Raw genomic sequence first — 24,902 nt, 5'->3', positions numbered from 1 at the left:
CGCGATGCATCGTCTGGTCGGCCTGCTTACGGCCGTTGCCGCAGTCCTCGGGCTGCTTGTCGCACCGTCCGTCGCGAACGCGAGGCCGCAGGCTCAGCCGACGGCGGTGGCAAGCGATCCCGGTGACGGCCCGGGCACGTTCACCCCGGTCGCACCGACACGCATTCTCGACACGCGTTATCGCATCGGGGCGTCGACGCCGGCGGCCGACAAGACGATCACCGTGTCGATCGGCGACAGCTTCGGACCGGTGGGCGCGGTCGCCATCAATCTGACGGTGACCGGTGCATCAGCCGGTGGATATCTGACCGCGTACGCCACCGGCGCGCCGCGGCCCGGGACGTCGAACCTCGACTTCCCCGCTGCGAAGACGGTGGCGAATCTGGCGATCGTGCCGGTCAGCGCGGACGGGAAGATCACCCTGTACAACGGGTCGGCGGGCTCGACGCCGGTGATCGGCGATGTCGCCGGCTATTACGTGTCGGGTAGCGCGTCCCTGCCGGGGAGCTTCAGCTCTGTCACGCCCTCCCGTGTGCTGGACACACGCTCACGCGTCGGCGCGTCGACGCCCGGCGCAAACGCCACGATCAGCATGCAGGTGGGCGGCAGGGGCGGGGTGCCGACGAGTGGTGTGTCCGCGGTGGCGGTCAATCTGACCGTCACCCGCGCGGCGAAGGGCGGCTATCTCACGGCCTACGCTGCCGGCGCCGCGCGGCCGGTCGCGTCGAACGTCAACTTCCCGGCGGGCAGCACGGTGGCGACGTTGGCGGTCGTCCCGGTGGGCAGCGACGGGAAGATCAATATCTTCAACGGGTCGGGTGGGTCGACCCCGGTGATCGGCGATGTCGCCGGCTACTACCGCTCGGGGACTGCCGCTCGTGCCGGCACGTTCACTGCCGTGCCGCCCGCGCGGGTGCTCGACACGCGGTCCGGTAACGGCGCGAGCACGCCTGGTGCGCAGGCGACGATCGACGTGCAGGTCGCCGGCCGTGGCGGGGTGCCCGCCGGCCGCATCTCCGCGGTCGTGCTGAACCTGACGGTGACCCGGCCCACGCGCAGCGGTTACGTCACGGCGTTCGCCGACGGCGAGGACCGGCCGACGGCGTCGAACCTGAACTTCGGCACGGGCAGCACCGTCGCCAACCTGGCCGTCGTCCCGGTCGGCGACGACGGCAAGATCAGCATCTACAACGGTGCCACCGGTTCCACCCCGGTCATCGCCGACGTCGCCGGTTACGTCCGCGCCAACCCGTGGCAGTTCACCAACCTGCCCCAGTTGGACGGCGAGACCTTTTCCGGCGGGGTGAGCTGCGCGACCAGCACCCACTGTGTCGCCGCCGGTGCTACCGGCGGTCACAACCCCGGCATCTTCCCGCCGGACTCTGCGGTGGCCTTCACCCTGGACGGCGGCGTGGTGACGGCCGAGAAGCTGCCGAAGACGGCTGCCGGCGGCGCGCCGTACCTGACCGCGGTGTCGTGCACGTCCACCACCGATTGCGTCGCCGTCGGCTACACGTCCTCCCAGTACAACGACAGCTCCGTCCCACTCGTGGAGACGCTGAGCGGCGGTCACTGGAGCGCATCGTCACTGCCGGCCGTCGGTGGTTCCGCCCAGACCCAGCTCCAGGCAGTCAGCTGCACCACGGCGACGTCCTGTATCGCTGTCGGCCACCGCTTCGATTCCGACGACGAGGTTCAACCCGGCTTGCCGATCGTCGAGCAGTTGTCGGGCAGTACCTGGACCGCGCGGACCCTCGACGTCCCCAGCGGGTACTCCGCCGCGCAGCTGGAGTCGATCTCGTGCGCGGCGGCCGGTTCCTGCGTCGCGGTCGGGACCGCCTATCAGGACGGCAGCGGGTACCAGCCCGGAAACGGACTCGTCGAGCGACTGTCCGGGTCCACCTGGACGCCGCAGACGTTGTCCGACGAGAGCTACCTTTTCGGCGTCTCGTGCCCCGCGGGTGCGACGACGTGCGAGGCCGTGGGCAAGAACAGCGCCGGCGCCCTGGCGGTGACCGTCGACGCGCAAGATGTGCGTGAGCAGACGCTGCCCAGCGTCTACGGCCGGGGACGTAACTCCCTGATTGCCGTCTCGTGCGTCGCCGTCGGCGAGTGCACGGCTGTGGGGCTCGACAACGGCGGGGCCTACGAGGACGGAACCGATACGCCGCTGGCCCAGACGTTGCACGCGGGTTCCTGGTCAGCGGATCATCCGCCGCTCGGGACGCTAGAACACGGTTATCTCGTCGGGGTGTCCTGCACGAGCACCATACGGTGCGTCGCGCTCGGCAGCGGCAGCCCGTCGACGAACGACTCGGGGGATCCGCTGGACGCCTTCCTCGAGGCGCGCAGCTGAGCGCTGCCGCCAGGCTGCGCCGTCCGGCGCCTGCCGCACATGCGGACGCCGCGAACTAGGCTGGCTCGGTGCTGGTGCTCGTGATCGACACGTCGTCCGCGGCCGTCGTGGCTGCCGTGGTCGACGTGCCTGACCTCGCGGGCCGGGCGGACGTCGCCGTCCTCGCCGCGCGCTCGCCGTTGGCCGCGCGCGGGCACGGCGAGCTGCTCAGCCCGAACATCGCGGACTGCCTGGCCGACGCCGGTGCGCGGCCGCGAAACATCGGCGCCGTCGTCGCCGGCACCGGCCCCGGGCCGTACACCAGCCTGCGGGTCGGGCTGGCCACCGCGGCGGCATTCGCCGACGCGGTCGGCGCCCCGACGTACGGCGTGAGTCCGCTCGACGCGATCGCCCTCGCGTGCGCCGACGAGCCTGCGCTGCTCGTCGCCACCGATGCCCGGCGCCGCGAGGTCTACCACGCCCGTTATGCACACGGCCGCCGCACGGACGACATCGCCGTCGACCGGCCGGCCGAGGTGGACGTCGGCGGTATCACCGCCGCGGCCGGCGCCGGCGGCGAGCTGTACGCAGACGTGTGGCCGCAGCTGCGCAGGCGCCCCGAGCGATACCCCGAGCCGGACGCGCTGGCCCGCCGCGCCGCCGACCGCGTCCGCGCCCACGCGCCGAGCGAGCCGCTGATCCCGGCATATCTGCGCCGCCCGGATGCCGTCGTTCCCGGCACCCGCAAGATGGTGACGCAGTGAGCGCCGCGACCGTGCACGTCGTCGCCATGACCGACGCGCACCTCGACGCGCTGCTGCCCTACGAGCGCGAGATGTTCGGCACCGAGGCGTGGTCGCGCGCCGGTTACCGCAGCGAGCTCGCCGACACCCGGCGCCGGCACTACGTCGCCGCCGAGGACGTCGAGCGCGCACTGCTCGGCTGGGTTTTTTTTTTTTTTTTTTGGGAGACCTCCGAGATCTTCACCGTCGGCGTCGTGCCGCACGCGCGCCGCCGCGGCATCGCCCGCGCGCTCGTCGCGGACCTGCTCGCCGAAGCGCGGCGACGCGGCGCTGACGAGGCGTTCCTCGAAGTCCGCGTCGACAACCCGGCCGCGCGCACGCTGTACGCCACCGAAGGCTTCGCCGAGATCGGCGTACGCCGCGGTTACTACGATGGCGGTCGCGTCGACGCCGTCACCATGCGCAAGGAGCTGGCACCGTGACCGTCGTCCTGGGCATCGAGACGTCCTGCGACGAGACCGGCGTCGGACTCGTCGAGGACGGCGTGCTGCTCGGCGACGCGCTCGCCAGCAGCATGGCCGAGCACGCGCGCTTCGGCGGCGTCGTGCCCGAGATCGCCGCCCGCGCACACCTGCAGGCCATGACGCCGACCGTGCACGCCGCGTTGGCGAAGGCGAACAAGACGCTGGACGACGTCGGTGCGGTCGCCGTCACCGCAGGCCCGGGGCTCGCCACCGCGCTGCACGTCGGCGTGGCCGCCGCCAAGGCCTACGCGCTCGCGCTCGACGTGCCGCTGTACGGCGTGCACCACCTCGCCGGGCACGCCGCGGCCGACACCCTCGAGCACGGCCCGTTGCCCGGGCGCAGCATCGTGCTGATCGTCTCCGGCGGTCACACGTCCCTGCTCAAGGTGCACGACCTCGTCCGCACGCCGATCGAGCATCTCTCGGACACCCTCGACGACGCCGCGGGGGAGGCGTTCGACAAGGTGGCGCGCCTCGTCGGGCTGCCCTACCCCGGCGGCCCGTCGATCGACCGCGCCGCGCGTGCCGGCGACCCGGACGCCATCCGCTTCCCACGCCCGCTCACCGGCAGGAACGACCCGCCGCTCGGCTTCTCGTTCTCCGGGCTGAAGACGGCGGTCGCCCGCTACGTCGAGGCGCACCCGGACGCGGACGCCAACGACGTCGCCGCCGGTTTCCAGGAGGCGGTGGCCGACGTGCTCACCGCGAAGGCGTTACGGGCCTGCCGGGACAATGACATCGACACGCTCGTGATCGTGGGCGGCGTCGCCGCGAACAGCCGCATCCGTGGTCTGGCGCAGGAACGCTGCACCGCCGCGGGCATCGAGCTGCGGGTGCCGCCGATGCGGCTGTGCACGGACAACGGCGCGATGATCGCCGCCATCGGCGACCTGCTGGTACGCGACGGCGCGAAGCCGTCGCCACCGGACTTCGCCGCGATCCCCACCGTCGAGCTGCGCGGCGCGCAGTTGTGAGCAGCCGGACGGTGATGTGGGAGGCGAAGGCCGCGCCGGGCCGGGTCGCCGAGTTGATCACCCATGTGGAACGTGCCGCCGACCCGGCCGCGGACGTGTACCGCAGCGCCGACGACCGCGTCGTCGTCATCGACCGCACCGGTCGCGGCATCGGCGACGTGCCGCCCGAGCTGGTCGCGCGGGCGCCGCACACCTGGAAGTTCACACCCGTACCGCGCAGCGTGTGACGAACGCGAGCTTGCCTCGCGGCGCAAACGCCAGCACAGTGCAACGGTGGCGAAATCGGGGAACGGCAAGCAACAGGCGGCCGGCGTGACGGGCGTGCCGCGCGCCGCGGCGCGGTACGCGAAACGGGTTCAGCACACCGCGCGCAACGTGGCCGAGGTCGTGCGCTTCGGCGGCCTGGAGACGAACGAGGAGTACTCGCCGTACACCGTCGAGGCCGAGCTCGCCAACTACCGACTGCGCCACTACTTCGCTGACGACGTCCCCGACGACGCCATGCCGATCCTGCTCGTCCCGCCGCTGATGATGTCCACCGAGGTGTGGGACGTCTCGCCCGACACGTCGGGCGTCGCGGCCATGCACGCCGCGGGCGCCGACCCGTGGGTCGTCGACTTCGGTGACCCGGACGTGGAGGCCGGTGGCCGCGAGCGCAACCTCACCGACCACGTACTGGCCGTCAGCGACGCCGTCGACCGCATCGTGAAGGCGACCGGGCGCTCGGTGGTGCTCAGCGGATATTCGCAGGGCGGCATGTTCGCCTACCAGGTCGCGGCCTACCGCCGCGGCGACGGCATCGACTCCCTGGTCACGTTCGGCTCGCCGGTGGACACGACGGCGCCGCTGCCGATCCCGATCGCGCCCGACGTCGCCGCGCGACTCTCGTCAGAGCTCGTGGACAGCGGCCTGCTGCGCAAGATCACCGTGCCCAGCTGGTTCGTCCGGCTCGGTTTCAAGATGCTCGACCCCGCGCGTTCGGTGCAGGACCGCGCCAAGTTCCTGCTCGCGCTCAACGACCGCGACGCGTTGCTGCCGCGCGAGAAGCAACGCCGCTTCCTGGACTCCGAGGGGTGGACGGCCTACTCCGGGCCGGCCATCGCCGAGCTGCTCGAGCAGTTCGTCACGCACAACCGGATGCTCGAGGGCGGCTTCATCATCGACGAGCGGCTGGTGACGCTGGCCGACATCGACCTGCCGATCCTGACCTTCGTCGGCACGACCGACACGCTGGGCCATCCGGTCGCGGTGCGCGCGATCGACCGCGCCGCGCCGCGCGCGACGGTCTACGAGGTCACGTTGCCGGGCGGCCACTTCGGCCTGGTCGTCGGCTCGAAGGCCATGACGATCACCTGGCCGACGGTCGCCGACTGGATGGCGTGGCGGGCCGGCGCGGCGCAGCTGCCGGACACCATCGCGCTGGCCAGCACGATCGAGCCGCAGAAGCCGCACCGCGCAGGCGCCGCGGCCACCGCGGCCGCGCAGACCGTCGAACTCGGGCTGGGCGTCAGCCGTTCGGTGTTGAGCAACGCGCGCCGCGCGTCCCGGCTGGTCCGCAACGTCGCACGGGAGGCGCCGGCGCAACTGCCCCGGCTCGCGCGCATCGAGCAGCTCGACCCGAACACCCGCATCTCGCTCGGCCGGCTGCTCGACGAGCAGGCCCGGCGCTCGCCGGACAACGTCGCGTTCCTCTTCGGCGACCGAGCCCACCGGCACTGGGATGTCAAGGAACGCGTCGACAATGTCGTCAAGGGCCTGGTGCACGTCGGTGTCCGGCAGGGCGACCGCGTCGGCATGCTGATGGGCACCCGGCCGAGCGCGTTCGTGCTCGTCGCCGCGCTCAGCCGCATCGGCGCCACGGCCGTGCTGCTGCGACCGGACGGCGACGCGCCGCGCGAGGCCGCTCTCGCCGAGATGAACTGGATGATCTCCGACCCGGAACACGTCGACCTGATCGACTCGGTGCCGGACGTGCGCTGGGCGGTGCTCGGTGCCGGCAGCAAAGATGCGCAGCAGTGGCGCAAGGCCCATCCGGACGCGATCGACATGGAGTCGATCGACATCGACAACGTCGAGCTGCCGGCCTGGTACCGGCCGAACCCGCATCGGGCGGCCGACGTCGCGTTCGTGCTGTTTACCGGCGAGGGACGGTCCACCAACGCACTGACGATCACGAACCGGCGCTGGGCGCTGTCGGCGCTCGGCACGGCGTCGGCAGCGTCGCTGAACCCGGGCCACACCGTGTACAGCGTTACGCCGTTCTACCACTCGTCGTCGCTGTTGATGAGTGTCGGCGGCGCCATCGCCGGCGGCGCGCGGTTCGCCATGGCCTCCGCGGACGACCCCGACACGTTCTGGGAGGAGGTGCGCCGCTACGGCGCCACGCACGTGTCCTACACCTGGGCCTCGTTGCTGCCGGTCGTCGACGCGCCGGCGAACCCCAACGAGCGCTACCACCCGATCAAGATGTTCATCGGTTCGGGCATGCCGCGGAACCTGTGGCGGCGCGTGGACCAGCGGTTCCCCACGGCGAAGGTCGTCGAGTTCTACGCCTCGGCCCAGGGCGAGGCGATCCTCGCCAACCTGTCCGGCCGCGCGACGGGCTCGATGGGCAAGTCGCTGCCCGGCACGCCCGAGGTGCGCGTCGCCGCCTACGACTTCACTGAACACCGGCTCGAGATCGGCGCGGACGGCCTCGGCCGCGAGTGCGCGCCGGACGAGGTGGGCCTGCTGCTCGTGCGCGCGAGCGCGGCCGACGCGCACTCCGGTGCGGCGTTGCGCGGCGTATTCGCGAGCGACGACGCGTGGCGCTCCAGCGACGACCTGTTCCTGCGCGACGAGAACGGCGACCTCTGGCTCGCCGGCCCGGTCGCCGAGGTCATCGACACCGCCGACGGTGAGGTGCTGCCGTCCGGCGCCCGGTTCGCGCTCAGCTCGATCTCGGTCCTGGACCTGATCGTGGCGTACGGCGTGCCGGAGGGCGACGCCGAGGTGCTGGTCGCCGCGGTGACGGTGCGCAAGGACGCCGAGCTCACGGCGGACGACCTCGACAAGGCACTGCGCCGACTGCCCGCGTTGCAGCGACCGAAGTACGTGCAGGCCCTGCCGTCCATCCCGCTGACGACGTGGCACCGCCCGCAGTGGCGCCCGCTCCAGGCCAAGGGCGTGCCGAAGCCGACCCGCACCCGGCATGTGTGGCGGCTGAACGCCGACACGGGCCGCTACGAGGCGAGCACGCCGTGATCCGGACGCACCCGCAATAGGCTCGCCCGGTGACGCTCCTGACGCTGCCCGACGGACGTGCGCTCGACATCGAAGTCTCCGGACCCGACGGCGCACCGGTGGTGCTCTTCCACCACGGCACGCCCGGCTCGGTGCACCAGCGGCGCGCGATGGCCCGCGCCGTGCACGAGCGTGGGTTACGGCTGGTCACCTACTCGCGGGCCGGCTACGGCGCGTCCGACCGTCGTGCCGGGCGCACCGTCGCCGACGTGACCGACGACGTCGCGGCCGTCCTGGACTCGCTCGGCGCCGACCGCTGTCTCGTCGGCGGCTGGTCCGGCGGCGGCCCGCACGCGCTGGCCACAGGCGCCCGCCTCGCCGACCGCGTGGCCGGTGTGCTGGTCGTCGCCGGCGTCGGGCCGTACGGCGTCGCCGACCTCGACTTTCTCGCCGGCATGGGCGAGGACAACATCGAGGAGTTCGGTCTGGCGCTGGCCGGCGAGGCCGAATTACGGCCGTGGCTCGAGCGCCAGGCGAACGGCCTGCGGGACGCGGACGCAGCAGCGCTCGTCGAGGGCATGAGCACGCTGCTGCCGCCGGTCGACGTCGCGGTGGTCACCGACGAGTACGGCGAGGACCTCGCCGCCGGCTTCCGGGAGTCGGTGCGTACCGGCGTCGACGGCTGGGTCGACGACGACCTGGCGTTCTGCAAGCCGTGGGGTTTCGAGCTCGGCGACATAGCGGTGCCGGTTTTCCTGTGGCAGGGCGACGCCGACCTGATGGTGCCGTTCGCCCACGGCCAGTGGCTGGCGCAACGCGTCCCCGGCGCCACGGTGCACCTGATGCCCGGCGAAGGTCACCTCTCGCTCTTGGTCGGCGCCATGGACCGCATGCTCGACGAACTCGCGGTGACACTGTGAGCAGGCCGCTGCGGACCACGGTCGCTGCCGTGCTCGCCGCGCTCGGACTTGCGCTCGCCGGGTGTTCGGCCAGCAGCGGCGGATCATCCGCGTCGTCGGCCGCGCCGCCGAGCACCGCATCGACGACCGTGACGCAGACAGCGACACCCAGCAGCTCGGCGCCGTCGAGTTCCGCGCCGCCCAGCACGCCCAGCTCGACGCCCCGCTCGTCGGTGGGTGCAGCGAGCGCCGGCTGCGCGAACGGTCAGCTCGCGATCTCCGCGGGTCCGGCGGACGGCGCCACCGGGCACGACGGATACGCGCTGCTGTTCCGCAACACCTCCTCCCGCACCTGCACCCTGTACGGGTATCCGGGCTTCGACGCACTGCGCTCCGGGCACGCGCCGGTGCACGCCAAGCGCACCCTGTCCGGCTTCATGGGCGGCAGCAGGCACGGGCTGCCCACCGTCAGGGTGCGCCCCGGCCACTCGGCGTCCGCGCGCGTCGAGTTCACCTTCCTCGACAGCGCGCACCCGAGCGGCAATTGCCCGACGGCGAGCCGGATCGCGGTCACCGCCGCCAACACCACTCGCAGTGTGACGCTGACGAAGACGGCCACCATATGCAATCTGGAGATCCACCCGACGGTGCCCGGCACCACTGGGAACTACGGCTGAGCACCGCGAGCGCGCACCCCGACATCGACACCTGGCACTCACCGCGTTAGAGTGCCAATCAGGGTCAGGTTGAACCCCGCGACGGCAGCCGCCCCTCTATCAGCTCCACCGAAAGACACACAGGCAAAGGGGAATCCACCGTGACCGCCACCAAGGTCAGCATCAAGCCGCTCGAGGACCGCATCGTCGTGCAGGCCAACGAGGCCGAGACCACCACCGCCTCGGGCATCGTCATTCCGGACACCGCCAAGGAGAAGCCCCAGGAGGGCACCGTCCTGGCCGTCGGTCCGGGCCGTGTCGACGACAACGGCAACCGCGTCCCGCTCGACGTCGCCGTCGGCGACGTCGTCCTGTACAGCAAGTACGGCGGCACCGAGGTCAAGTACGCCGGCGAGGAGTACCTCGTGCTCTCGGCCCGCGACGTCCTGGCCGTCATCGAGAAGTAGGCCGGCTCAGCCAGCCGCCACCGAGACGCCCCGGCCCGGCCCCACGCGGGTCAGCGACCGGGGCGTTCGGCGTCTGCCTGCCCCCGTACGCACAGACAGGAAGGAACAGTCATGGCCAAGACCCTCAGCTTCGACGAGGACGCCCGGCGCGCACTCGAGCGCGGCGTCGACAAGCTGGCGAACGCCGTCAAGGTCACGCTCGGCCCCAAGGGCCGCAACGTGGTGCTCTCGAAGTCCTTCGGCGCCCCCACCATCACCAACGACGGCGTCACCATCGCGCGCGACATCGAGCTCGACGACCCGTATGAGAACCTCGGCGCCCAGCTCGCCAAGTCCGTCGCCACCAAGACCAACGACATCGCCGGCGACGGCACCACCACGGCCACCGTCCTCGCCCAGGCCCTGGTCAACGCCGGGCTGAAGAACGTCGCGGCCGGCGCCAACCCGATCGCGCTCAAGCGCGGCATCGACGCCGCCGTCGTCGCGGTGACCGAGGCGCTGGACAAGGCGGCCCAGCCGGTCAACGGCGAGCAGGAGGTCGCCCACGTCGCCACCATCTCCGCCCAGGACGCCACCATCGGCAAGCTCATCGCCGAGGCGTTCACCAAGGTCGGCAAGGACGGCGTCATCACCGTCGAGGAAGCCCAGACGATGAGCACCGAGCTCGAGTTCACCGAGGGCATGCAGTTCGACAAGGGCTACATCAGCCCGTACTTCGTCACCGACCCCGAGGCCGGCGAGACGAGCTTCGACGACCCGTACCTGCTCATCACCACGCAGAAGATCTCGGCCGTGGCCGACCTGCTGCCGGTGCTGGAGAAGGTCGCGCAGTCGGGCAAGCCGCTCGTCGTCATCGCCGAGGACGTCGACGGCGAGGCGCTGTCGACCCTCGTCGTGAACTCGATACGCAAGACCTTCCAGGCCGTGGCGGTCAAGGCGCCGTTCTTCGGCGACCGCCGCAAGGCGTTCCTGCAGGACCTCGCGATCGTCACCGGGGCCGAGGTCATCGCCCCCGAGGTCGGCCTCAAGCTCGACCAGGTCACGCTGGAGTCGCTGGGCACGGCGGGGCACGTCACCGTCACGAAGGACACCACGACGGTCACGCACGGTGCTGCGGCGCAGGGCGACATTGACGCCCGGGTCGCGCAGATCCGCAAGGAGATCGAGGACACCGACTCCGACTGGGACCGCGAGAAGCTGCAGGAGCGGCTGGCCAAGCTGGCCGGCGGCGTCGGCGTCATCAAGGTCGGCGCGGCCACCGAGGTCGAGATGAAGGAGCGCAAGCACCGCATCGAGGACGCCATCTCGGCCACCCGCGCTGCCGTCGAGGAGGGCATCATCGCCGGCGGTGGCTCCGCCCTCGTGCACGCGGCCACCGCGCTGGACGGCGATCTGGGCCTGCACGGCGACGAGGCCACCGGCGTCGGCGCGGTGCGTACCGGGCTGGTCGAGCCGCTGCGCTGGATCGCCACGAACGCCGGCAGCGAGGGTTACGTCGTGGTCGCGAAGGTGCGCGATCTGCCCGACAACCACGGCCTGAACGCGGCCACCGGCGAGTACGGCGACCTGCTGGCCGACGGCGTCGTCGACCCGGTCAAGGTCACCAAGGCCGCGCTCGCGAACGCAGCGTCGGTGGCCGCACTGGTGCTGACGACGCAGAGCGCGGTGGTCGACGCCCCGGCCGACGACGAGCCGGCTGCCGACGGCCACGGTCACGGTCACGGGCACAGCCACTGACCGGCTGACGCACGACACGACGAGGCCCCGCGACCGAACAGGTCGCGGGGCCTCGTCGTTGCCCTGTGTATGCCGCTGACCGGCCCCTCAGCCGGTCAGCGAATGCGCACCGCTGAGCAGCATCTCCCGTTCATCGACCGACCGCCCGCCCCACACGCCGTACGGCTCGCGCGCGGCGAGCGCCCAGCGCAGGCAGTTGTCGATCACCGGACAGCGCGAGCAGATCGACTTGGCCTGGCGCTCGCGGCGAGCGCGCGACGGGCCGCGCTCGTTCTCCGGGTGATAGAAGTTCGCGGTATCGCTCCCGCGGCATGCGGCGCGGGCCTGCCAGTCCCAGTCGCCGACACGCGGCTCGGGCAGACGTCGGACCTCCGCCACAGTAATCCTCCGAACCATGCGGATCGCCGCCGGTTCGGCGATCGTGTACAAGGTTTAAAGATTCAGCGGCGCAAAGGTGACGGCCGTTACGGTGTGACCTGATACTCGCGATCCCGGGTCACCGCAAATCGGCGGTTTCCGGGCGCCCGCGCACCTCGATCAGGCCCGGGGAACGCCGGGCCGGGCGCTCAGTGGCGCTTGGAGAGCGTGTAGACCGCGTCGGTGTAGCCGCGGGCGTAGTCCCAGCTGACGTAGGCCTCGGGGTCGGGCGCGGCCGCGGGCTCGTGCACGTGCGTGCGGCCGTCGCCGAGCAGCGCGCGCAGATTCGAGGCCATGAGGTCCCAGCTGAAGTAGTGCTGCTCGCCGCAGTCGCCGCAGTCGACGACGATGCCCTCGATGCCGTGCGGCTGCAGGCTGTCGCGGAACTCGGCGAGCTCGGCGAGGTCGGCCAGCACGTCCGTGCGTTCGACGTCGGTGAGCGGCTGGGCGGGCTCCGCGTCGTCCAGCAGCCGGGACGGATCGTCCGGATCGCCGACGAAGGGGTCCAACGGGCCGTCGTCGAGATTCATCGAGTCCCCGTCGCACCAGTCACGCCACCCAAAATAGGACCCTTGCGACGCTTGCGCCAACCCCCGACGCCGCATCCGTCGCCCCAGGTACGATCGCTGGACCGGCAAAGGCGCGAGGAGTCCCGTTGCAGGAGCGTCTCGGCGGTCAACCCGCCACAGAATCCGACACTGCCGAGGTCCCGGCCAAGTTCGCCGCCCTCGGACTCACCTACGACGATGTGCTGCTGCTGCCCGGCGATTCGGATTATCTCGTTCCGGCCGACATCGACACCACGGCGCGGTTGACCCGGGAACTCACGGTCGCCGTGCCGCTGCTGTCGGCGGCCATGGACACCGTCACCGAGGCGCGGATGGCGATCGCGATGGCCCGCCAGGGCGGCATCGGCGTCCTGCACCGCAACCTGTCGATCGAGGACCAGGCGCGTCAGGTCGACCTCGTCAAGCGCACGCAGACGGGCATCATCCCCAACCCCGTGACCATCGGACCGGACGCCACCCTCGAACAACTCGACGAGGTGTGCGGTGAGTACCGCATCTCCGGGCTGCCGGTCGTCGACACCGACCAACGGCTGCTGGGCATCATCACCAACCGCGACCTGCGTTTCGTGCCGGTGGCGCAGTGGTCGACCACCAAGGTCGACGAGGTCATGACGCCGATGCCGCTGATCACCGCACCGGTCGGCATCAGTCACGACGACGCGACGACGATCCTGCGCAAGCACAAGCGCGAGCGCCTGCCGCTCGTCGACGACGCCGGCCGCCTTGCCGGGCTGATCACCGTGAAGGACTTCGTGAAGTCCGAGCAGTTCCCGCTCGCGTCCAAGGACGTGCAGAAGCGGCTGCTGGTCGGCGCGGCCATCGGCTACTTCGGCGACGCGTGGCGGCGCGCCACGACACTCGTCGAGGCGGGCGCGGACGTGCTCGTCGCCGACACCGCGCACGGCCACGTCGGCCTGCTGCTGGACATGGTGCGCCGGCTCAAGTCCGACCCGGCCACCGCGCACGTGCAGGTGATCGGCGGCAACGTCGCCACCCGCGCCGGCGCCCAGGCGTTCGTCGACGCCGGCGCCGACGCGGTCAAGGTCGGCGTAGGGCCCGGATCCATCTGCACCACACGCGTCGTCACCGGGGTGGGCGCGCCGCAGATCACCGCCGTCTACGAGGCGGCGCAGGCGTGCAAGGCGGCCGGTGTGCCGGTGATCGCCGACGGCGGCCTGCAACAGTCCGGGGACATCGCCAAGGCCATCGTCGCCGGCGCCGACACCGTCATGGTCGGTTCGCTGCTCGCCGGGTGCGACGAGTCGCCCGGTGAACTGATCTTCGTCAGCGGCAAGCAGTACAAGTCCTACCGCGGCATGGGGTCGCTGGGCGCGATGAGTTCGCGCGGGAAGAAGTCCTATTCGAAGGACCGCTACTTCCAGGCCGAGATCGCGAGCGACGACGAGCTGGTGCCCGAGGGCATCGAGGGCCGGGTGGCCTACCGCGGCCCGTTGGCCGCCGTCGCGCACCAGCTGGTCGGCGGGCTGCGGCAGTCGATGTTCTACGTCGGCGCACGCACGCTGCCCGAGCTTTGCGAACGTGGACGGTTCGTGCGCATCACCCAGGCCAGCCTCAAGGAGTCGCACCCGCACGACATCCAAGGTGTCGCGGAGTCGCCGAACTACTTCGGCTGAGCCAGGGCCGGTACGGCAGACTCGATGCCATGCCGGACACCGTGGAGATCGGTCTGGGCCGCAGCGCCCGCCGTGCGTATTACCTCGACGAGATCGCGCTCGTGCCCACGCGGCGTACGCGTGACGCGGCGGTGGTGTCGACGCAGTGGCAGATCGACGCGCACGCCTTCGAGCTGCCGCTGGTCGCCGCGCCGTCGGACGCCGTCGTGTCGCCGGACACCGCCGTCGAGGTCGAGCGCCTCGGTGGGCTGGCCGTGCTCGACGGCGAGGGGCTGTGGGCGCGCTACGACGACCCCGCCGCCGAGCTCGCGAAGTTCGACGGCGACACGCGCACGCTGCAGCAGATCTACGCCAGGCCGGTGTCGCCGGAGCTGCTGCGTTCGCGCATCGCGGGGCTGCGGTCCTGCGGGGTGCGCGTCGCCGTCCGGTTGTCGCCGCAGCACACCGACGAGCTCGCGCCGCACGTGCTTGCCGAAGGCGTCGACCTGCTGGTGCTGCAGGGCACCGTCATCTCCGCGGAGCACGTGCGCAGCGAGGACCAGCCCGGCCTGAACCTCAAGACGTTCATCGCCGACCTGGACGTCCCGGTGCTCGTCGGCGGCGTGACGAACTACCAGACGGCGCTGCATCTCATGCGCACCGGTGCAGCCGGCGTGATCATCGGGTACGGCGCGCACCTGGGCTCGACAACGCACTCCGTACTGGGCATCGACGTGCCGATGGCCACGGCACTGATCGACGCGGCCGCCGCGCGTCGCGACTACCTCGACGAGACGGGCGGGCGCTACGTGCACCTCGTCGCGTACGGCGACCTGTCGACGGGCGGTGACATCGCCAAGGCACTCGCGTGCGGCGCCGACGCGGTGATGCTGGGCGAGCCACTCGCCGCGGCCGCGCAGGCGCCGGGCGGCGGCCACTACTGGGATGCCACAGCCGCGCACCCGCGCGTGCCGCGGTCGGCCGTCGTGTCCTTCGACGACGCTCTTGATCGGGGAACCGGTGAGCGGCCGTCACTGGAGGAAGTGCTTGTCGGCCCGACCGACGACCCGACCGGTGAGCGCAACCTGTTCGGTGCCGTGCGCCGCGTGATGGGCAAGTGCGGGTACTCGTCGGTCAAGGAGTTCCAGAAGGCCGAACTGGTCGTGACGGCCGCGCGCTGACAACCCGCAGTACGTTGGAGCCGTGAGCGACCTGAAGTTCGGTTACAAGGCGTCCAACGAGCAGTTCGGCCCGCGGGAGTTGCTCGACTACGGCGTGCTGGCCGAGGAGTGCGGCTTTGACTCGGTGTTCGTCAGCGACCACCTGCAGCCCTGGCGACACGACGGCGGGCACGCGCCGTTCGCGATGAGCTGGCTCGGCGCGCTCGGCGCGAAGACCTCGCGCATCACAATGGGCACGTCGGTGCTGACACCGACCTTCCGCTACCACCCGGCGATCGTTGCGCAGGCGTTCGCGACGCTCGGTTGTCTGTATCCGGAACGGGTGGTGCTCGGCCTCGGCAGCGGCGAGTCGATGAACGAGGTGCCGCTCGGCGTCGAATGGCCGGACGGCAAGGAGCGTTTCGCGCGTTTCCGCGAGGCGGTCAAGCTCATCCGCGAGCTGTGGTCCGGCGAACGGGTCACGTTCGAGGGCGATTACTACCAGACCGTGAACGCGACGATCTACGACAAGCCCGAGCACGAGGTGCCGATCTGGCTCGCGTCGTCCGGCCCCGCCGCCACCCGCTTCGCCGGCCGGCAGGGCGACGGCTGGATCACCACGTCCGGCAAGGACCCGGAGCTCTACACCGACACGTTGATGCCCGCGATCGCCGAGGGCGCGGACAAGGCCGGCCGGTCGATCAAGGACATCGAGATGATGATCGAGGTCAAGGTCTCCTTCGACCACGACCGCGACGCGGCCATGCACGCCACGCAGTTCTGGGGCGCCCTGGGGTTGTCCGCCGAGCAGAAGTCCGGCGTCGAGGACCCGGTCGAGATGCAGCGCCTCGCCGACGAGCTCTCCGTCGAGCAGACCGCGAAGCGGTTCATCGTCTCCACCGACCCGGACGAGCATGTCGAATCCATCAAGCGTTACGTCGACCTCGGCTTCACCCACCTCGTCTTCCACGCGCCGGGCCCGGATCAGGCCACGTTCCTCAAGCTGTACGGCGAGGAGATCCTCCCGCGCCTGCGCAAGCTCTGACCCACCGACGCCCGACGCCCGGCGCCCGCGCCACCGGCCAGCACCCGCAGCAGCGGGCCACCACCCGCGCCGCCGGGCCGAGGTGACCTGAAGTTGAGGGCCGGCGCGCCTATAGGGCTCCTCTCGCAAACGCCAAATATTTGTCACCGGCCTGGTAAATAGTTGGCGTCGCGCTGCCTTTCACCAACTATCCGTCGCTGTAGCGACACATGATGCGCGTTTCTCCGGAGAGCCCTATACCGGTGCGCGCTGGGCGAGCAGTCGACCGGTCGATCGCCCGAGCCGAAGGGGTTGTCCACAGCCCCCACCACAGCCCGCCGCCCGGCCCTATCGTCGGCACAGCGCAGGAACGTTGCTCGATCCGAGGGGAAAACGCGGTGCAGCTCGACCGGCCATTGGCAGTCATCACGTCGTCCGTCGACGGCGACGTGCTGACGGCGATGGCGCATCGACGAGCGGTGCGCTCGACGGCGGGCCAGCTCCAGTACTACCTCAAACGGCACTCGGTGGAAGGGATCCGGCGAAGCCTGAAGCGGCTGGAAGAGCAGGGCGTCGTCCAATCCCGACGCTCCGGCAACACGCACGCCTACGTCCTCAATCGCGAGCACCTGGCCACGGCAGCGATCGTCGAGCTTGCCAGTCAGCGCGAACGGTTCGTTGAGTGCCTGGCCATCGAGTTCGCGAAGTGGCAGACCCCGCCGGCCTACGCCGCACTGTTCGGGTCAACCGTCTCCGACGCCATGCGGCCCCAGGACGAGATCAACCTGTTCATCGCGTACGCGGACGGCATCCAGCGTGAACTGGACGAACAGATCGACGTTCTCGCCCAGAACATCCGCGCCTGGACGGGCAACCGCGCCAACATCGCGACCATGGCCGACGGCGAGGCAGCCCGCCGCACCGACGACGAGCTGCTCCTTACGGTGCGGTGGAACGGCCAGTGCGTGTACGGCTCGTCGTCGTGGGTCGAGTACCAGTTCCTGCAGGCTCGCGAGCTCGCGCGCAGTGGTGAGCTACCCGCCGACTAGAGCCAATCGCGTTTGCGGAACGAGCCGTAGAGCGCGAGGCCGATAAGGACGATCAGCACGATGCTGACCCAGAAACCCCACACGTGGCCGAACCCCGGGTACGGCACGTTCTGCCCGTAGAAACCGGTGATGGCGGTCGGCACCGCGATGATCGCCGCCCACGACGTCAGCTTCTTCATCACCGTGTTCATCCGGGTGTCCGCGAGCGACATGGACGTGTCGAACACCGACGAGATCGAGTCGCGCAGCACCTCGATGGTCTCCGCGACGTGCATGACGTGATCGTTGAGGTCGTCGTAGAACGGCCACAGCTCGCTGACGTTCTCGTCGTTGGCGACGCCGCGCCGCACCGACGCCACGACGTCGCGCATCGGGGTCATCGCCCGCCGCGCATCGACGAGCGCACGCCGCAGCACGAACGTGCGGCGCGAGACCTCGTTGGGGCTGCGCGGGTTCTCGTCGAAGAGCAGGTCCTCGACCTCGTCGACCTCGCTGTCGAAGTCGTCGAGGACGTCCAGGTACCGGTCGACGATCTCGTCCAGCACGCCGTGCAGCAAGCCGCGCGGCCCGCTCTTGACCAGGTCGGCGTAGTCGTCCCAGCGGCGCACGACCGCGTCGATATCGAGAGTGTCGTCGAGGCGCACGGTGACGAACGCCCGCTTCGTGCTGAACACCGACACCCGACCGGCCAGCAACACGTCGGTGTCGGTGTCGAAGTTCACCGGCGAGGCGGTCAGGAACAGATGCGTGGCGAACCGCGTCGCCTTCGGCCGCTCGTCGGTGGACGTCGCGTCCTCGACGGCGTGTGGATCGAGGCTGAGCTCGTCGGCCAGCGCTGCCAGCGACTGCTGGTTGGGGTGCAGCACGTCCGCCCAGACGAGGCAGTCTTCGTCTTCGAGGTAGTCCGAGACCCGGTCGAACGGGAAGTCCTGCGCCTCGAGGTTGCCGTTGCGCCATACCCGGGTGCGGATGACGCACTCCGCCGATTTCTGCATGTCGCCCAGTGTGACGCAGCCCGGTCCGTAGACTCATCGCGTGGAAGCCGATGTTGTCCTCGTCATCGACTACGGGGCCCAGTACGCGCAGCTGATCGCGCGACGCGTACGCGAGGCGCACGTCTATTCCGAGATCGTCCCGAGCACCACGCCGGTGGCCGAACTGCTCGCCCGCAAGCCGGCGGCGATCATCCTGTCCGGCGGTCCGTCGTCGGTGTACGTCGAGGGTGCGCCGCGCACCGACCCGACGCTGTTCGACGCGGACGTGCCGGTGTTCGGCATCTGCTACGGCTTCCAGTCCATGACGCTCGCGCTCGACGGCGAGGTCGCGCACACCGGTGGGTCCGAGTTCGGCCGCACGTCGCTGACCGTCACCGAGCCCGGTGTGCTGTTGCGCACGCTGCCGCAGACGCAACGGGTCTGGATGAGCCACGGCGATGCGGTGACCGTCGCGCCGCCCGGCTTCACCGTCACCGCCGCGACGCAGGGCACGCCTGTCGCGGCGTTCGAAGACGTCGGGCGGCGGCTCGCGGGCGTGCAGTTCCACCCCGAGGTGCTGCACACCGAACACGGCCAGCAGATTCTTCAGAGCTTCCTCTACGACGTCGCCGGCATCCGCCCGACGTGGACCGAGGCCAACATCATCGACGACCAGGTCGACGCGATCCGCGCGCAGGTCGGCGGCAAGCGGGTGGTCTGCGGGCTGTCCGGCGGGGTCGACTCCGCCGTCGCCGCTGCTCTCGTGCAGCGCGCGGTGGGCGACCAACTCACCTGCGTGTTCGTCGACCACGGCCTGCTGCGGGCCGGCGAGGCCGAACAGGTCGAGCGCGACTTCGTGGCCGCTACCGGCGTCAAGCTCAAGGTCGTCGACGCCGCAGGGCAGTTCCTCGACGCGCTCGCCGACGTCAGCGACCCGGAGGAGAAGCGGAAGATCATCGGCCGCGAGTTCATCCGCTGCTTCGAGCAGGCGGCGCGCGAGATCGTGGCGGAGGGCGAGGCTGTCGAGTTCCTCGTCCAGGGCACGCTCTACCCCGACGTCGTCGAGTCCGGCGGCGGCACCGGCACCGCGAACATCAAGAGCCACCACAACGTCGGCGGCCTGCCCGACGATCTGCAGTTCCAGCTCGTCGAGCCGCTGCGCACATTGTTCAAGGACGAGGTGCGCCGCGTCGGTGAGCAGCTCGGGCTGCCGACCGAGATGGTCTGGCGCCAGCCGTTCCCCGGACCGGGGCTCGGCATCCGCATCGTCGGCTCGGTGACTGCCCAGCGCCTCGAGGTGCTGCGCCGCGCGGACGCGATCGCGCGCGCCGAGCTCTCCGCGGCCGGCCTGGACCGCGAGATCTGGCAGTGCCCCGTGGTGCTGCTCGCCGACGTCCGGTCCGTCGGTGTCCAGGGCGACGGGCGCACCTACGGCCACCCGATCGTGCTGCGGCCGGTGTCCAGCGAGGACGCGATGACCGCCGACTGGACGCGGGTGCCCTACGACGTGCTCGAGCGCATCTCGACGCGCATCACGAACGAGGTGCGCGAGGTCAACCGCGTCACCGTCGACATCACGTCCAAGCCGCCCGGCACCATCGAGTGGGAGTGAGCGGGCGTCACTGACGCCGGACGTCGACGTTGCCGTCGGCGAGATGCACGATGACCTTGATCGGCGGACCGCTTGCGCCCTTCGGCGGGTGGATGACGCGGTCGTAGCCGACGCCGCCGTCGTCGGTGCCGAAGTCGGACAGCGGGCGGTCGACGGCGACGTTGCCGGCGCGGACGTAGGCGTGCACGGTCAGGTTCAGCGACTTCGGCGCCAGCACGCGCAGCTGGCCGGCAGCCATCGTCACGTGCACAGTGCGCGGCGCGTTCTGCGGGTCGAGATCGCGCAGGTCGAGCGTGGCCTGCCCGAAGGCGAGGCGGTAGGACGCGGCAGGACGAGACACCGGGTCCCAGTTCCGCTGCCCGAGCCCGTCGTGCAGGCTGGCGCTCGTCGAGCCGAACGCGGCGAGCCCGATCAGCGACAACACGATCAGACCGGTCACCGACCACGGCGTGCGGCGCAGCGCCAACCCGGTGAGCACGCCGAGCACAGCGATGCCGCCGACGAACACGAAGTAGAGCGGCAACGCGATGCCGTGCGCCGCGTCGACGGCTGCGAGCGCGATGAGCGCGACGACGACGGCGATCAGCGTGGTGATCCGGACCGGGACCGCGCGGCGGCGACGCTCGCGACGGGCCGCGCGTCGCTCGTCGAGCCGGGCCCGCGCCTCGGCCGCGCGCGGCGGCGGGGATTTGGTCAGGCTGACGGTCGACGCGTCCGGTGACGACTGCGCGGACCGCCGACCGTAGATCACCAACAGCACGACGACGACGAGCAGCACCGGCCCGAACGGTGCAGGGGCCCACCAGCTGAACGCGCTGATCCACAGCAGCAGGCCGGCGCCGACGGCGATCGCCCACGGCGGCACGCGACGGCTGCGCAGCCTGCCGATCCAGCTGTCGATGGCGGCGTGCTCGGTGCCCTCTTCCGGGATCGTCGCCCACGCCACGAGGTAGGCGATGACGCCGGCACCGCCGAAGAACGCGGACGCGGCGAACAGCACCCGGAACAGCACCGGGTCGACGCCGAAGTAGTCGGCGAGCCCCGCGGCCACCCCGGCGCCGACGCGGTCGGCGCGGTTGCGGCGCAGCCGACGCGGTGCGCTGGGCGGAGTCTGTGCGGCCGGTTCCGGCGCGGTGCTGGTCGTCGTCATGGCGATCACCCTGCTCGTGGCCGCCGCATCGCGCATCGGGGTGCGACCCTGATTCGGACCCTGACATCTCGTCTGGGGGCGAATCCTGATGCGTGCGGCGATGCGTCGCGCGATGATCGGTGTTGTGCCTTCCGATGACGCGTTGCCGCGGCACAAGCTGTACCGCCGGCACGACCGTGGCCTGGTAGCGGGGGTGGCCGCGGGGATCGCCGAGCACATCGGCGTGCGTCCTGCCGTGGTCCGGCTCGCGTTCGTTGCGTTCGCGCTCGCGGGTGGCCTCGGCTTCGCGCTGTACGGCGCGTACTGGATAGTCGTCCCCGAAGATCCGATCTCCGGCCCGCGCAAGCGCTTCTCCCGGCTCGCCGAGGTGATCGTCGCGGTGTTGCTCGTCATCGCGGTGACCAGCTCGACCATCTCGTCATTGCCCACGACCCGGTTATTCGGACCGGCGCTGCTCGCCTGCCTCGGCGGCGCGCTCATCTGGCGGCAGGCCACGGACACCGAGCGGAGCCGGCTGGGCCGGATGGCCCGTTCGTCGCTGTCGGCGGTCGCCGGCGACCGCGTCGGCCGTGCGCGGCTGGCGGCAGGCGTCGTGCTCGTCGTCGCCGGTGCGGTGTCCGTGCTGATCCACGAAGACGTGACGGAGGTCCGCGACGGGCTGCTCGCGGTCATCGTCACGATCATCGGGCTGGCGCTCGTCACCGGGCCCTGGTGGATGCGCGCGATGACCGCGCTGTCCGATGAGCGCGCCGAACGCATCCGCAGCCAGGAGCGTGCCGACATCGCAGCGCACCTGCACGACTCGGTGCTGCAGACGCTCGCGTTGATCCAGCGCAACGCAGCCTCGCCGCGGGAGGTGACCCGGCTGGCGCGCGGGCAGGAGCGTGAGCTGCGCACGCTGCTCTACGACTCGCCGGCCGCCGCCGGGCAGCTCGGCGAGGCGCTGCGGACCACCGCCGCCGAGGTCGAGGACAGTTACGCGGTGTCCGTCGACGTCGTGGTGGTGGGCGACGCCGCACTCGACGACGGGCTGGCCGCGGTGTCGGCGGCAACGCGCGAGGCGCTGGTCAACGCCGCGAAGCACTCCGGCACGACGAACGTGTCGCTCTACGCGGAGGTGGAAGATCACGAGGTGAACGTGTTCGTGCGGGACAAGGGCAGCGGCTTCGACCCGGCCGCCGTGGCCGACGACCGGCAAGGCGTGCGCGGCTCGATCGTCGGGCGCATGCAACGGCACGGCGGCGACGCCGACATCCGCAGCAGCGAAGCCGGCACCGAGGTGCGCATCGTCATGCCGCGCGCCGCCCGGGTCGGGCAGCCATGAGCACCCGCGTCGTGCTCGTCGACGACCACGCCATGTTCCGCGCGGGCGTGCGCGCCGAGTTGGGCGCGCGCGTCGACGTCGTCGGCGATGCCGGCACCGTTGCCGACGCGGTGGCGGTCGTGACCCAGCAGCGCCCGGACGTCGTGCTGCTCGACGTGCACATGCCCGACGGCGGCGGCCTGGCCGTGCTCGAGGCGGTGCACGACCGGGTGCCGGACACGCAGTTCCTCGCGCTCTCGGTATCCGACGCCGCCGAGGACGTCATCGCGATCATCCGCGCGGGCGCCCGCGGCTACGTCACCAAGACGATCTCGGCCGACGAACTCGCCGACGCGGTGCGCCGCGTGGCCGACGGCGACGCGGTGTTCAGCCCGCGGCTCGCCGGGTTCGTGCTGGACGCGTTCCGCGACGCGCCCGTCGCGCCCGCCATCGACCCGGAGATCGACCAGCTGACGCCGCGTGAGCGGGAGGTGTTGCGGCTGCTCGCCCGCGGCTACGCCTACAAGGAGATCGCCGGTGAGCTGTTCATCTCGATCAAGACGGTGGAGACGCACGCGTCGAACGTGCTGCGCAAGCTGCAGCTGACCAACCGGCACCAGTTGGCGCGTTGGGCGGTCGACCGCCGCATGCTCTGACCCCCCTCCCGGTGATCAACAGTAGCTTTCGGTCGCCAGGGCGACCGAAATCTACTGTTGATCACCGGGATGAGGCGGGCGCGTCCGGCAGAATCGGGCGATGAGCGTCGAGACGATCCTGCTGTTGGCGCTGGTGTCCGTCGCGATCATCGCCGTCGTCCATCGCGTCTGCGACGCCGTCGGGCTGCCGGCCGCCGCGGTGCTCACCCTCGTCGGCATCGGCTACGCGCTGCTGCCCGGCCCGAACGTCACCCTCGACCCGCACATCGTGCTCACCTTCGTATTGCCACCGCTGCTCTACAGCGCAGCGCTCGACTCGTCGCTGATCGCGATCCGCCGCAACCTGCGCACCGTCGTCAGCCTGTCCGTCGCGCTGGTGCTCGCGACGGCCCTGGTGATCGGCGTCGGCATGCATCTGTTCGTCACCGGGACGACGCTCGCGGCGGGGATCGCGCTGGGCGCGGCCGTCGCGCCGCCCGATCCGGTCGCCGCGCTGGCGGTCGGGCGCAGGGTGGGGTTGCCCGGCAGGTTGATCGTCCTGATCCAGGGCGAGGGGCTGCTCAACGACGCCACGGCGCTGACCACGCTGACCGTCGCGGTCTCCGCAGCGGTGGGCAGCGGGTTCTCCTTCGGCAGCGCGGTCGGCGAGTTCGTGTTGGCCGCGGCCGGGGGCCTCGTCGTCGGCGCGGGCATCGCGTTCATCCACCGGCTGTTGCGTCCGTTCGTCAGCGACCCGCTCACCGCGAACGCCATCTCGTTGGCACTGCCGTTCCTGTGCTATCTCGTCGGTGAGAAGCTGCACGTGTCCGGCGTACTGGCCGTCGTCGTCGCCGGTCTGATCATCGGCCACGACGCCCCCCGGTTCGCGTCCGGCGCCAGTCGGCTGCAGACGAGCGCGGTGTGGCGGCTCATCGACTACCTGCTCGAGGGTTTCGTGTTCCTGCTGATCGGCCAGCAGCTGCCCGAGGTGGTGCACGGGCTGCGGCACTATCCGTCGTCGACGATCGCCGTCGCGGTCGTGATCACCGTCGGCGTCGTGCTGGTGCTGCGGCCGCTGTGGCTGATGCTGACCCAGCTGCTGCCGCGCTCGCTGCACACCCGGCTGGGCGGGTCGGGCGAGCGCGGTAACCGGCTGTCCGGGCGCGAGGTGGTGGCGCTGAGCTGGTCCGGGACGCGCGGCGTGATCAGCCTCGCGGCGATCTTCACGTTGCCGCTGACGACGCATGCCGGCACGCCGTTCCCGGACCGCGACCTGCTGCTGTTCTGCACGTTCATGGTCGTGCTGGTGACGCTCGTCGGGCAGGGGCTGACGTTCGCGCCGCTTGCACGTGCGCTCGGGCTGCGGGCCAACGAGGCGGACCGGGTGCGGCTGCGCAACCAGGCGCGCGTCGCCTCAGTGCAGGCCGCCCTCGCCATGCTGACCGACCTGGAGCACGACGACGAGACGCCGGACGAGGAAAAGCGCGCGGTAAAGGCCGCGCGGGACAACCTCGACACCCGGCTCGAGCGTTACCAGGGGCGTCTCGAGTCGCTCGACGAGGCCGAAGAGGGCGAGGTTCCCGTGTCGCAACGCTACGAATCGATGTTGCGGGTGCGCCGGCTCGTCATCGAGGCGCAGCGCGAGGAGATCCTGCGCTGGCGCGACGCGGGCCGGTTGCCGGACGCCGGCCTGCGCGTGCTCGAACGCGAGCTGGACAACGAGGAGCGGATGCTGCCCGACCGCCCCGCCGGCTGACCGCCCTCCCGCTGATCAACAGCAGCTCATGAGCTCCCTGGGGATCATTTTCTGCTGTTGATCACCGGGGTGGGGTGTGCGGC

22 protein-coding genes are annotated in these 24,902 nt (G+C 70.9%); 18 read left to right on the top strand and 4 right to left on the bottom strand.

Annotated features, from left to right (window positions below; genetic code table 11):
- Positions 1-4: 4 nt before the first annotated feature.
- From ACFFCN_RS12170 to groL, 10 genes are all read left to right on the top strand, one after another.
- Entirely contained in the window at positions 5-2,356 is a 2,352-nt protein-coding gene (locus ACFFCN_RS12170; protein WP_375491949.1) for a hypothetical protein, read from the top strand.
- 68 nt (positions 2,357-2,424) lie between these two features.
- The gene (gene tsaB, locus ACFFCN_RS12165) at positions 2,425-3,099 is read left to right on the top strand and encodes a tRNA (adenosine(37)-N6)-threonylcarbamoyltransferase complex dimerization subunit type 1 TsaB (protein WP_375491947.1); all 675 of its coding nucleotides are present in this window, start codon (positions 2,425-2,427) and stop codon (positions 3,097-3,099) included.
- Positions 3,096-3,560, top strand: a complete 465-nt coding sequence (rimI, locus tag ACFFCN_RS12160) for a ribosomal protein S18-alanine N-acetyltransferase (RefSeq protein ID WP_375491945.1) — start codon at positions 3,096-3,098, stop codon at positions 3,558-3,560. Before tsaB ends, rimI begins: the two co-directional genes overlap by 4 nt.
- Entirely contained in the window at positions 3,557-4,576 is a 1,020-nt protein-coding gene (tsaD, locus tag ACFFCN_RS12155) for a tRNA (adenosine(37)-N6)-threonylcarbamoyltransferase complex transferase subunit TsaD (protein ID WP_375491943.1), read from the top strand. Before rimI ends, tsaD begins: the two co-directional genes overlap by 4 nt.
- On the top strand, positions 4,573-4,803 hold the full coding sequence (locus ACFFCN_RS12150) for a hypothetical protein (protein WP_375491941.1): 231 nt from the start codon (positions 4,573-4,575) through the stop codon (positions 4,801-4,803). The genes tsaD and ACFFCN_RS12150 overlap by 4 nt, the downstream gene beginning before the upstream one ends.
- A gap of 46 nt (positions 4,804-4,849) precedes the next feature.
- On the top strand, positions 4,850-7,819 hold the full coding sequence (locus ACFFCN_RS12145; RefSeq protein WP_375491939.1) for an alpha/beta fold hydrolase: 2,970 nt from the start codon (positions 4,850-4,852) through the stop codon (positions 7,817-7,819).
- Between the two features lie 29 nt (positions 7,820-7,848).
- Positions 7,849-8,718, top strand: a complete 870-nt coding sequence (locus ACFFCN_RS12140; protein WP_375491937.1) for an alpha/beta fold hydrolase — start codon at positions 7,849-7,851, stop codon at positions 8,716-8,718.
- Positions 8,715-9,374 (top strand): DUF4232 domain-containing protein, encoded by a 660-nt coding sequence (locus ACFFCN_RS12135; protein WP_375491935.1) that lies wholly within the window; start codon positions 8,715-8,717, stop codon positions 9,372-9,374. Before ACFFCN_RS12140 ends, ACFFCN_RS12135 begins: the two co-directional genes overlap by 4 nt.
- 140 nt (positions 9,375-9,514) lie before the next feature.
- Positions 9,515-9,820: a co-chaperone GroES gene (gene groES, locus ACFFCN_RS12130; RefSeq protein WP_375491933.1), complete on the top strand. Its 306-nt coding sequence runs from the start codon at positions 9,515-9,517 to the stop codon at positions 9,818-9,820.
- 111 nt (positions 9,821-9,931) lie between these two features.
- Positions 9,932-11,557: a chaperonin GroEL gene (groL, locus tag ACFFCN_RS12125; RefSeq protein ID WP_375491931.1), complete on the top strand. Its 1,626-nt coding sequence runs from the start codon at positions 9,932-9,934 to the stop codon at positions 11,555-11,557.
- Positions 11,558-11,644: 87 nt separating this feature from the next.
- On the opposite strand, the gene ACFFCN_RS12120 is transcribed toward groL, so the two are convergent.
- Both ACFFCN_RS12120 and ACFFCN_RS12115 read right to left on the bottom strand, forming a co-directional pair.
- A complete protein-coding gene (locus ACFFCN_RS12120) occupies positions 11,645-11,935 on the bottom strand; it encodes a WhiB family transcriptional regulator (protein WP_375491962.1) in 291 nt (96 codons plus the stop codon).
- Between the two features lie 188 nt (positions 11,936-12,123).
- Positions 12,124-12,504 (bottom strand): DUF5319 domain-containing protein, encoded by a 381-nt coding sequence (locus tag ACFFCN_RS12115; RefSeq protein WP_375491930.1) that lies wholly within the window; start codon positions 12,502-12,504, stop codon positions 12,124-12,126.
- 125 nt (positions 12,505-12,629) lie between these two features.
- Here ACFFCN_RS12115 and guaB point away from each other — a divergent pair, with 125 nt between their 5' ends.
- The 4 genes from guaB (at position 12,630) to ACFFCN_RS12095 (ending at position 17,389) form a co-directional block, all read left to right on the top strand.
- Positions 12,630-14,177: an IMP dehydrogenase gene (gene guaB / locus ACFFCN_RS12110; protein WP_375491928.1), complete on the top strand. Its 1,548-nt coding sequence runs from the start codon at positions 12,630-12,632 to the stop codon at positions 14,175-14,177.
- Between the two features lie 29 nt (positions 14,178-14,206).
- Positions 14,207-15,337: a GuaB3 family IMP dehydrogenase-related protein gene (locus ACFFCN_RS12105; protein ID WP_375491926.1), complete on the top strand. Its 1,131-nt coding sequence runs from the start codon at positions 14,207-14,209 to the stop codon at positions 15,335-15,337.
- A gap of 22 nt (positions 15,338-15,359) precedes the next feature.
- Positions 15,360-16,361, top strand: a complete 1,002-nt coding sequence (gene fgd, locus ACFFCN_RS12100) for a glucose-6-phosphate dehydrogenase (coenzyme-F420) (protein WP_375491925.1) — start codon at positions 15,360-15,362, stop codon at positions 16,359-16,361.
- 377 nt (positions 16,362-16,738) lie between these two features.
- Positions 16,739-17,389, top strand: a complete 651-nt coding sequence (locus tag ACFFCN_RS12095; protein WP_375491923.1) for a nucleotidyltransferase domain-containing protein — start codon at positions 16,739-16,741, stop codon at positions 17,387-17,389.
- Here the strand turns inward: ACFFCN_RS12095 and ACFFCN_RS12090 are convergent.
- Positions 17,386-18,384: a magnesium transporter CorA family protein gene (locus tag ACFFCN_RS12090; RefSeq protein ID WP_375491922.1), complete on the bottom strand. Its 999-nt coding sequence runs from the start codon at positions 18,382-18,384 to the stop codon at positions 17,386-17,388. The two genes, ACFFCN_RS12095 and ACFFCN_RS12090, sit on opposite strands and share 4 nt — an antisense overlap.
- Before the next feature lie 40 nt (positions 18,385-18,424).
- Here ACFFCN_RS12090 and guaA point away from each other — a divergent pair, with 40 nt between their 5' ends.
- On the top strand, positions 18,425-19,975 hold the full coding sequence (gene guaA / locus ACFFCN_RS12085; protein ID WP_375491920.1) for a glutamine-hydrolyzing GMP synthase: 1,551 nt from the start codon (positions 18,425-18,427) through the stop codon (positions 19,973-19,975).
- Between the two features lie 7 nt (positions 19,976-19,982).
- On the opposite strand, the gene ACFFCN_RS12080 is transcribed toward guaA, so the two are convergent.
- A complete protein-coding gene (locus ACFFCN_RS12080; RefSeq protein WP_375491918.1) occupies positions 19,983-21,125 on the bottom strand; it encodes a PspC domain-containing protein in 1,143 nt (380 codons plus the stop codon).
- A 124-nt stretch (positions 21,126-21,249) separates the two neighbouring features.
- Between ACFFCN_RS12080 and ACFFCN_RS12075 the strand changes: the two genes are divergently transcribed.
- The 3 genes from ACFFCN_RS12075 to ACFFCN_RS12065 all read left to right on the top strand — a co-directional run bounded on the left by ACFFCN_RS12075 (position 21,250) and on the right by ACFFCN_RS12065 (position 24,819).
- Positions 21,250-22,449 (top strand): PspC domain-containing protein, encoded by a 1,200-nt coding sequence (locus ACFFCN_RS12075; protein ID WP_375491916.1) that lies wholly within the window; start codon positions 21,250-21,252, stop codon positions 22,447-22,449.
- A complete protein-coding gene (locus tag ACFFCN_RS12070; RefSeq protein WP_375491914.1) occupies positions 22,446-23,084 on the top strand; it encodes a response regulator in 639 nt (212 codons plus the stop codon). Before ACFFCN_RS12075 ends, ACFFCN_RS12070 begins: the two co-directional genes overlap by 4 nt.
- 100 nt (positions 23,085-23,184) lie before the next feature.
- Positions 23,185-24,819 carry a Na+/H+ antiporter gene (locus ACFFCN_RS12065; RefSeq protein WP_375491912.1) on the top strand — a complete coding sequence of 545 codons (1,635 nt, stop codon included), beginning with the start codon at positions 23,185-23,187 and terminating at the stop codon, positions 24,817-24,819.
- Positions 24,820-24,902: the final 83 nt, after the last annotated feature.

This window comes from uncultured Jatrophihabitans sp. (genome assembly GCF_964246335.1).
Classification (GTDB): Bacteria; Actinomycetota; Actinomycetes; order Mycobacteriales; family Jatrophihabitantaceae; genus Jatrophihabitans.
The sequence above is the reverse complement of the archived record's forward strand: the minus strand, read 5'-3'. Positions and strand labels throughout refer to the sequence as shown.

What these genes read in the sequence shown, in the direction of transcription:
- ACFFCN_RS12080 (WP_375491918.1), bottom strand. Translation starts at nt 21,125, where the DNA reads ATGACGACGACCAGCACCGCGCCGGAACCGGCCGCACAGACTCCGCCC.
- ACFFCN_RS12105 (WP_375491926.1), top strand. Translation starts at nt 14,207, where the DNA reads ATGCCGGACACCGTGGAGATCGGTCTGGGCCGCAGCGCCCGCCGTGCG.
- ACFFCN_RS12070 (WP_375491914.1), top strand. Translation starts at nt 22,446, where the DNA reads ATGAGCACCCGCGTCGTGCTCGTCGACGACCACGCCATGTTCCGCGCG.
- ACFFCN_RS12115 (WP_375491930.1), bottom strand. Translation starts at nt 12,504, where the DNA reads ATGAATCTCGACGACGGCCCGTTGGACCCCTTCGTCGGCGATCCGGAC.
- groL (WP_375491931.1), top strand. Translation starts at nt 9,932, where the DNA reads ATGGCCAAGACCCTCAGCTTCGACGAGGACGCCCGGCGCGCACTCGAG.
- ACFFCN_RS12090 (WP_375491922.1), bottom strand. Translation starts at nt 18,384, where the DNA reads ATGCAGAAATCGGCGGAGTGCGTCATCCGCACCCGGGTATGGCGCAAC.
- ACFFCN_RS12065 (WP_375491912.1), top strand. Translation starts at nt 23,185, where the DNA reads ATGAGCGTCGAGACGATCCTGCTGTTGGCGCTGGTGTCCGTCGCGATC.
- ACFFCN_RS12170 (WP_375491949.1), top strand. Translation starts at nt 5, where the DNA reads ATGCATCGTCTGGTCGGCCTGCTTACGGCCGTTGCCGCAGTCCTCGGG.